Genomic DNA, 2494 nt, shown 5'->3' with positions numbered 1-2494 from the left:
ATCGGCCAGAGGTGCCGCCTAAATCATAAGCATCATCATCAGTAGCTCCTGTATAATTAGGTACATTCGCTTTACTTCTAACCATATTTAAATCAGCTACTGCAAGACCTGTTGCACCTGACCTTGCTTGTGCTTCTGCTCTTAACAAATACATATCAGCCATACGAAATAAAACAATGTTAGACTCAGAAAATAGAGCATAGGCATCTTCAGAATTAGGATCAGCAGATGAATGCGAATATTTTAACGGAAATGAGTTACTACTGCTTTCGTAATCATAGAAAAACAACTCTTTTCGGATATCATTTTCTCTATCATCATCTTCATTCATCATTTCTTTTCCATAAAAATCTGGATCTATAGTTGGAGCTACACCCGTATTTTCAGTTTTCCAAATAGGGTAATTCAATGTAAGTCCGGTATAATGACCGTCATTACTTTCCATTCTAAACGATTCGTTCATATCAGCACTTACATTAATTTCAAACAAACCTGTTTTTGACTGACCGATGCACATGGCATCAAAACCATCTTTACCTTCGGTTACGTAATCGATTAATTCAGCACCACTATTATTAATTGCAGATGTTGCAGCTTCAATAGATTGTTGAACCATATCTGAATTGTTATTATCTCTAGAGGCATACCAAAGGGTTAAACCTGCTTTTAAAGCTTCTGCACTCCCTCTGTTAGCCGTAATAGCCCAATTTGTGTTGCCTGGAGCTGAATATTCTAATAACCCTATAGCTTTATTAGTTGCTTCTATTGTTTATACTGTATTGAAAATCTTCACCAAGTAATTGGTCTGATGATTCTACCGACTCGGTAACAATAGGCACATCTCCCCAAATACGAGCCATCCAATAATAAGAGAGTCCTCTGACAAAAGCTGCTTCACCAATTATTCTGTTTTTCTCTTCAACTGAAGTAAAAAGATTATCAGGCATATCAGCCACATATTTTTCAATGGTTAATGCCCAGTTCGCTGCTCTATAGAAGTTTTTCCAGTTACGACTGTTATCTCTATAGGCCAACACATAGTTACCACTGTTTTCTATGTAATCTGAAATCCAGTTACGGCTATTCATAAAAGTCATGCCTGGTAATTCACCCCAGTAAATAAAATTAGCTTGATAGGTAATGGCATATTTGAATAAACCATAGCTCCCGGCTAACGCTTGTTCTGCATTCGGTTGACTGTCCCAAAAAACAGCGGGATGTGTAATACTTACAGGTTCTTGATCTAATATATCGGTACAGCTATAAGTGCTGAATAAACATATGATCATGGTAAAAAATGTATATTTTTTTATGTTTTTCATTTTCTTATTTTTAAAATTAAAATTTTGCATCGATACCTATTGAAAATGTCTTCGCCTGAGGATATCCATTACCCAACGTTCGCCCTGTAGCATCTACCAAAGAAGCATCAACAACAGCTTTAGAGCGTTGCCACATCCATGGGTTTAATACAGAACCATACACACGCAATCTACTCAACCCAATGTTCTTTAAAAAGTTGCCTTTATCAAAAGTGTAACCAACTGATGCATTGGTCACTTTCCAATAATCACCACTTTCTATCCACAGGGACTGATTGCCCCTAAATCCGTAAAATGCACCTAAGCTATTTACTGATGGATATAGTGCTGGATAACGTGCTCCAGCAGCACCATCACCCGGCTGATCCCAAAAAGAATAACCACTTAAATCAGCCAATCCTTGTGTTGCCCATCCATCACCACTTCTATCATAAGAATCCATATAACTATTTAGTACAGTATTTAAAATATCTGCACCGAAAGAAAATTGACTATAGGCTTGTAAATACCATCCTTTATACTTTACGTTTAAGTTAAACGAACCTTGTACAACTGGGGTTGGAGAAAAATCTCTTGCCAATTGAAGATCGTGGGTCTCATTTAAAATATAATCACCATTTAAATCTTTCCAAATAGGAAAGCCCGGTCTTATATTTGCCCAAGCACTTTTACCGGCTAAAGCTTCACCTGTGTATGGATTTACAGGCAGTTGGCTTAAATCATCAATGATATAGTCATTAATAAATAATTGGTATATGTTAATTGGTTTACCTACCACATAACCATAACCATCTCCTGTATAATCTCTATTACCATTAGGTAATTTGGTAACATAATTCTTGTTTTGACTAAAACCTACATCAAATGATAAACGAAAGTCGTTCGTTCTAGGAAAAACATGATAGGTTAAAAAAGTTTCCCAACCATAATTTAAAATACCTGCTACATTGGTTTTTGCGGCATTATAACCAGAATATCCTGGAAATAAAACATCAAAAAATAATTTATCCGTTTGTTTATGGTAAGCGTCAAAACTAATACTTAAACGTCGTTTAAACATATCTAATTCGAACCCAATATCCCATTGCTCAGAATTTTCCCAAGATAATTTATCATTACCTATGGCATCGTAATTTGGAATAACTCCCGTAACACCGCCATATGAAGAAACG

3 protein-coding genes are annotated in these 2494 nt (G+C 36.0%); all 3 read right to left on the bottom strand.

The window, feature by feature from the left end:
• Positions 1-616: RagB/SusD family nutrient uptake outer membrane protein (locus AADI82_RS14845; RefSeq protein WP_341217191.1), on the bottom strand; the 616-nt coding region annotated here is incomplete at its 3' end.
• Between the two features lie 136 nt (positions 617-752).
• Positions 753-1322, bottom strand: coding sequence for a RagB/SusD family nutrient uptake outer membrane protein (locus tag AADI82_RS14840; protein ID WP_341217190.1), 570 nt, complete (start codon positions 1320-1322; stop codon positions 753-755).
• Between the two features lie 16 nt (positions 1323-1338).
• A partial coding sequence (locus tag AADI82_RS14835) for a TonB-dependent receptor (RefSeq protein WP_341217189.1) occupies positions 1339-2494 on the bottom strand: 1156 nt, incomplete at its 5' end.

It is taken from the genome of uncultured Wocania sp. (genome assembly GCF_964021735.1).
Lineage (GTDB): Bacteria > Bacteroidota > Bacteroidia > Flavobacteriales > Flavobacteriaceae > Wocania_A.
The sequence above is the reverse complement of the archived record's forward strand: the minus strand, read 5'-3'. Positions and strand labels throughout refer to the sequence as shown.